This window comes from Novosphingobium nitrogenifigens DSM 19370 (assembly GCF_000192575.1).
GTDB classification, from domain to species: Bacteria; Pseudomonadota; Alphaproteobacteria; order Sphingomonadales; family Sphingomonadaceae; genus Novosphingobium; species Novosphingobium nitrogenifigens.
The window spans coordinates 1-5710 of record NZ_GL876932.1 but is presented as its reverse complement, the minus strand read 5'-3'; the positions used below and the strand labels follow the sequence as shown (position 1 = coordinate 5710).

Here is a 5710-nt window from a genome sequence, read left to right as displayed (position 1 = left end):
TCAGGTTTCCGGCATCGAAACCGCCGATCCCGAACTTGTAGTTCTGGGTATTGGGCAATCCGCCGATCGCGGTGGTCCCGGTATAGTTATATAGCTGATAGGATCCTTCGTTGGTGAACCACTCGTTGGTGCGGATGCTCCCACCGGCAAGGACCGAGGCATGGACAATCCCGAAATCGAGCTGTTTGCGGATATCGAGATTGCCGCCGTACTGATGATTGACGGCATTGGATTCGGCCGTGCGCACGCTGTTGCTGACGGCGGCCCAATTGTTGGGATCGCTCCACGAAGGCCCCGACGTCTGGGCAAGGGTATAGGACGGCGATTCCGATGACGCGCGATCGAGCGTGAAACCGATGCCCGATACGCGGGTATCGTCGCGCTGGAAAAAGCCGTGGCTGCCGTCGCGGAAATTGTATTCCGAACTCGAATAGGCGCCGCGCAGCACCGCGCTCCATGTGCCCGATTTGAATTCCAGCTTGGGCGTCACGATTGCCGAGGGCGTTCCGGCATAGCGGTGGGAATATTGCGACGAGACATAGGTTCCGGTCCCATTGGCATTGACGACGATATGCGTCGGGGTCGAATCCGCCGTGGCATAACTTTTTCCCGAAGTTCCAAAGACGAGATAGGTATACTGGTTGAAATATTCGACGTCATAGAACGAATAACTTCCGCGCAGGGCAAAGCTCAACTTGTCCGAAAACTTGTAATCGATCGCCCCGTTGACGGCTTCGCGGTGCGTGAATTTCGGACCTGGACGCCACATCACCTGATAGGGCAGCACCGTTCCGTTGGGGAGATAGGACCAATCGGTCTGCACCCGGTCCTGTTCCACGAAATTGGCATTGTAGCTGCCGTTGATCGCGACGCCCAGTTTCCCGCCGAGGAAAACGTCCGCAAAGCTGATCTGCCCCGAGGGATAGATCGTCGCGTGTTTCTTGTCGTCGGGCATGTATTTACCCGCAAAGCTGGAATCGGACGTTCCGATCCCGCCGACCTGCAATTGCAACAGGCGTTTCTTGCGCTCGAACGCATATTTGCTGACCAGATTGACGCTGCCGCCCGGCGCGTCGGCATCCATGCCCGCGGTCAGGGTATTGTTGAGTTCAATCCGCGAAATGCCGGTGATCGACATCTGTTCGAACGAATTCTGGCGGCCCGCATTGTTGTTGGATGTCGCGGTGGCCATGCGGGCGCCGTCCATGGTGAAGATCGAATATTTGGGATCGAGACCGCCGATGCGCACTGCACTGGTGTCGACTTCGACATAGTCGAGCGAAATCCCCGGCATGTTTTTCAGGAATTCGCCGACGTCGCCCATCGTCAACGCGCCGAAATTGTCCGCGTCGACGGCATTGACCGCATTGATGGCCGAGCGTCGCTTCATCAACGCGGCAGCCTGTCCCGATCGTGTCCCGACGACCGTGATGGCATTGTGGTCGCTGCCGTGCGCATTGTCGAAGGACAGCGGCATCATCTTGATGTCGAGCGCGGCCGAGCGCCCTGCCCCGACCATCGTGACCGTGCTTTCGTCCTGCAACCCGGTATAGCGGACAACGACGGTGACTTCGCCCTGCGGCGCATTGGGAATAAGGAAACTGCCGTCGTCGCCGGTATAGGCGACGATGTCGGTGCCCTGTACCCGCACTTCGGCATTGCGCAGATATTGTCCGGTGGCGCTGTTCAGGACACGGCCGCGCAAAGCCCCGGTCCGCGCATTGTGAGAGCCCCCTGCTCCCGGTGCGCGATCGGATCGCAACGTGATCGTCTGCCCGTCATCGCTGACGACGTGCAGCGGCGTGCCCGCGATCAATCGGCGCAAGGCGATCCGTGCGTCCATCGTCCCCTTGATCGACGGCGTGCGTACCTGGGCGAGATCGCGCGCGGATGCGAGGATCTGGATCTGCCCCTGCCGCGCCAGTTCGGGAATGGCCTTTACCGCCGATTGCGCGGGAATATCGAACGCGCGCGCCTGGGCGTAGGCAGGTGTGGCAATGGCCAGCAGCGCGCAGATCGCGGTGCTGGAAAGGATCGAACGACGGAAAAACATTTCTGGCCCCTTTTTGTCCGCGGCAACCGCGACAAATTCGGGAACAGAGAGATTTGGGCCGGTGGTTTCCGCCATCGGCCTTCGCGAATTTTTATCGGATTTGCATTTTTATGTGCGGTTGGTCCGCCGGGACAGGATGACCCGATCCGCCTGCTGCTCCACCCGCGCGTCGAAAATCGCGGCGACGGCGCGGCTGAACCCCACCGGATCGCCCGCCGAAAACAGCCCCGTCACCGGTTCGCTCGCCAGATCGGGATCGCGGATCTCGATGCGGGTGCGGCTATAGCGGGCGAACTGGGCTGCGGCCTGATCCAGCCGTTCGCCTTCGAAGGCGATCTTGCCTTCGCGCCAGGCCAGTTCGCGCGTGACGAGATCGCCCGTCACCAGTTGCGGAACGGGCAAGGCGCCATCGGCCTGCGGCAAGGTTATGCGAGTATTGGCGCCCAGCACCAGCGGCTTCGGGCTCCCGACCCGCCCCAGCGCGACACTGCCCTGATTGACCAGCACGTCGACGGGCAAACCGTCAAGTTTGCGCACCCCGAACCCCGCCCGTGACGCGGACAGCCGCGCGTCGGCGACCTCGACCAGGAATGCGCGATGCGGATCGCTCACGATCGTGAAATAGGCCTCGCCATAAAGCAGATGCACACGCCGCTCGTTGCGGGTGTAGCCGACTTTCACGCTCGTCTGGCTGTTGAGCATGACGGTGGAGCCGTCTTCGAGCGTGACCAGACGCACTTCGCCAAGGCCGGTAGTGATCGCACCCGCCGGGGCACTGACGCCCAGCGCGATCAGGGAGGCGGCAACCGCGCCCCCAGCCCCGCTCAGCCATTTGCGCCGGGTCATTCCACGATGGCGGAGCGGATTGGGCGTGGCGAAAGCCTGGGGCGTGAAATCCGGGCCGAGCGCCTGCCCGGACTCGCTCATCATCGACAGGGCATTGGCGCGCAGGAATGCGCCCCGGCGACGGGGGTCCCCATCGAGCCAGCGTTCAAGTGCAGCGGAATCAGCCTCGGAAAGCGGTCCCCGGTCGAGCCGGGCAACCCAGTCGGCAGCCTTCTCTTCAATGTGTCGACTGGTTTCTACGTCCGCCATCTAGGGTGCTGATCTCCAATTCCTGTTCCATAGAGGTCTCTGGCACAGCTTTTCCGCCATGGCCAAACCAATCGCCGAGAAAACGCAAGCCGCGCGAGATATGTTTTTCGACGGTATTTTCCGAAATGGCCATGCGCGTCGAAATCTCGCGTTGGGACAGTCCCTCCACCCGGCGCAGGACGAACGCTTGCTGTGTCTTGGGCGGCATGGCCCCGATCGCCTTTGCCAATCGGCCCAGTTGATCGCGGTCGATCGCCACTTGTTCGGGGGATGAGGCTGCGTCCGCCCGATCGAATTGCGAGATGTCCTCGACCGCATGGATCGGAACCACCCGGGCTCGCTTGACGTGGCGAACGATCACCGATCGAGCGACCTGAAACAGATAGGCGCGCGGATGACGGATCGCCTCGACCGACTCCATATCGGCAAGAACGGCATAGGATTCCTGGATAATGTCGTCGATTTCGAGCCCCACCGGTTGCCGCCGGGACAGCCAGTTCCGCAACGCAGGTTCGTGGGGCAAGATGTTGCGCAGAAACCAACGCGTCCTTTCCCTGTCGATCCCTCGCATCGTCGATCCCTGAAATGTGCGCGCCCGTCATTCCGAAATTCATCGACGTCGCTCTCGGGACGCTGACTGTGCGCTCCGTTAATCGGCGATTGTGACAGGGATTGTTCATTCGCCGTCCGCCATCGGGACAGTTCCGGGGATCGCGGAGGCTGTGCAAGTGCAGCATAATTCCGTTGACGCGGCGTTACGCGATAGCTGATAAGCGGAAGTGCCTATACAAGGGATTGGGAGTGTGCCGAGATGATCATCAAACAGCGTGAGTGCCGGTAAGATGAAAATCGCTGTTTTCGGGCTCGGATATGTCGGCCTTTCCAATGCAGTCCTTTTGGCTCAACACAACGACGTGGTTGCCGTCGACATTTCACCCGACCGGGTCGAGATGATCAATGAGCGCAAATCGCCGATTGTCGATGTCGAGCTCGAGAATTTTCTCGCGACAAAAGAACTGCATCTCTCCGCAACGCTCGATCCAGAACAGGCCCTGACCGGGGCCGATTACGTGATCGTGGCAACGCCGACCAACTACGACGTCGACACCAACAAGTTCGACACCTCGTCGGTCGAAGCAGTCATCGAAACGGCCACGCGGATCAATCCTGCGGCAACGATCGTGATCAAATCGACCATCCCGGTCGGGTTCGTCGACGACGTGCGCCAGCGACTCGGAACCGAACAGGTTATTTTCAGCCCCGAGTTCCTGCGCGAAGGGCGCGCGCTCTACGACAATCTTCACCCCTCGCGCATTATCGTTGGCGAACGTTCGGAACGCGCGCGCATTTTCGCCGACTTGCTGTTGCAGGGTGCGGTCGAAAAGGACGTCGCGGTCCTCTTCACGGATTCGCGTGAAGCCGAGGCGATCAAGCTTTTCGCCAATACCTATCTCGCCATGCGGGTCGCGTTCTTCAACGAACTCGACAGCTATGCGATCGCGGGCGGCATGGACACGCGCCAGATCATCGAAGGCGTCGGCCTCGATCCGCGGATCGGCAAGCACTACAACAATCCCAGCTTTGGTTATGGCGGCTATTGCCTGCCCAAGGATACCAAGCAGCTTCTGGCCAATTATTCCGAAGTTCCCCAGAACCTCATCCGCGCGATCGTTGACGCCAACCGCACGCGCAAGGATTTCCTTGCCGATCTCATCATCTCGAAACAGCCCGCCAAAGTCGGCGTCTATCGCCTCGTGATGAAAGCCGGCTCGGACAATTTCCGCCAGTCCTCGATCCAGGGGATCATGAAGCGGATCAAGGCCAAGGGTATCGCGGTCGAAATCTACGAACCGGTGATGACCGAAGACGACTTCTTCGGCTCGAAAGTCGTCCGCGACCTCGACACCTTCAAATCCGAATGCGACGTCATCCTCGCCAACCGCATGGCCCCCGCACTCGAAGACGTGAAGGACAAAGTCTTCACCCGCGACCTGTTCGGCTCGGACTGACCAAAACATGGAAGGGGGAAGGAATTGCACAACCGGCAAGACCTCTCCCCTCTTCCATTCCCGCCCTCAGGCCGTCAGCTTTCGACCACATTCGGACGCTCCCAGCAGGCACTACGAACGTCAGCTCATGCCGAAACCGGTAGCTGGGGTGTGTTGGAGCATCTGGTTGCAGACGCCGTCAAAGGCGCCGTTCAGAGGCTCTTTGCGATCGTCGAAAGCGGGCGTTCATTCATCGACGACTCAAATGCATGAAACCTGCAAAAAACCGAAGCGATTCACCAGTCGGGCTGGAATCGTCCTTGGCTGCATTGGCGAAAATCTGAGCGAGTTTTCACACCTGAACGAAAAAGGGTATCTTTTGAGCGTGCCAAGGATGCGCTAGGCGAGCAAGGACAGAGCAAGGGAATTCATGGTTCAATCAGCAGCAAAGCCGTTCACCGGAGCGAGCGCAGTGGGCGCTAATGATGATTCCCAGAATGCCCAAGATATCTTGCGCGAAAATCGGTCGAACGAAATCTGGCTCGGTGTCGTCGGGCCGGTCGGCGCTGGAGGC

Annotated in this window: 4 protein-coding genes; 1 reads left to right on the top strand and 3 read right to left on the bottom strand. The window is 59.9% G+C overall.

Annotated features, from left to right (window positions below; genetic code table 11):
- The 3 genes from Y88_RS09550 to Y88_RS09540 all read right to left on the bottom strand — a co-directional run.
- The coding region (locus tag Y88_RS09550) for a carboxypeptidase-like regulatory domain-containing protein (RefSeq protein WP_157132631.1) at positions 1-2053 on the bottom strand (2053 nt) is incomplete at its 3' end.
- Between the two features lie 108 nt (positions 2054-2161).
- A complete protein-coding gene (locus tag Y88_RS09545; RefSeq protein WP_008068562.1) occupies positions 2162-3148 on the bottom strand; it encodes a FecR family protein in 987 nt (328 codons plus the stop codon).
- Positions 3117-3719: an RNA polymerase sigma factor gene (locus Y88_RS09540; protein ID WP_018076177.1), complete on the bottom strand. Its 603-nt coding sequence runs from the start codon at positions 3717-3719 to the stop codon at positions 3117-3119. Before Y88_RS09540 ends, Y88_RS09545 begins: the two co-directional genes overlap by 32 nt.
- 271 nt (positions 3720-3990) lie before the next feature.
- On the opposite strand from Y88_RS09540, the gene Y88_RS09535 reads away from it, so the two are divergent.
- Positions 3991-5157, top strand: a complete 1167-nt coding sequence (locus tag Y88_RS09535; protein WP_018076176.1) for a nucleotide sugar dehydrogenase — start codon at positions 3991-3993, stop codon at positions 5155-5157.
- Positions 5158-5710: the final 553 nt, after the last annotated feature.